Genomic DNA, 479 nt, shown 5'->3' on the forward strand with positions numbered 1-479 from the left:
CACCGATCCGGACCCGCGCGCGCTCGGCCTCACCTCACGCCATCTCGCCTATGTGATCTACACCTCCGGCTCAACCGGCACCCCAAAAGGCGTCATGGTCGAGCATCGCGGATTGGTCAACTATCTGTCCTGGGCCTGCGACGTTTATGATCCCTGGTCCTCTTCCATGGTGTCCTCATCACTCGCCTTCGATTCAACGATTAACAGCCTGTTTACACCTTTGCTTCGTGGTGGCCATGCTCCCCTTTTAAAGAAAGGAGATGAGGTCGAAGGACTAAGGACATGGATCAGTTCCCACTGCGGCGTAATCAATATCACGCCGAGCCATCTGGATGCCCTTGGGCAACAGATGCTGGCACAGAAGGTGTCGAGCCAGGTCGACACCTTTATTATCGGCGGGGAACCGCTTTCGCATTCAACGGTCTCGTTGTGGCGCAGCATCCAGCCTATGGCCAGGATGGTGAATGAATATGGCCCGA

1 protein-coding gene is annotated in these 479 nt (G+C 56.2%); it reads left to right on the plus strand.

Features of this window, described 5'->3' with window-relative positions; all coding sequences use genetic code 11:
• Nucleotides 1–479 (plus strand): AMP-binding protein (locus QJT78_RS52080; RefSeq protein WP_281460940.1); only part of this gene is annotated, 479 nt, incomplete at both ends.

Source organism: Bradyrhizobium sp. Mp27 (assembly GCF_029953005.1).
GTDB classification, from domain to species: domain Bacteria; phylum Pseudomonadota; class Alphaproteobacteria; order Rhizobiales; family Xanthobacteraceae; genus Bradyrhizobium; species Bradyrhizobium barranii.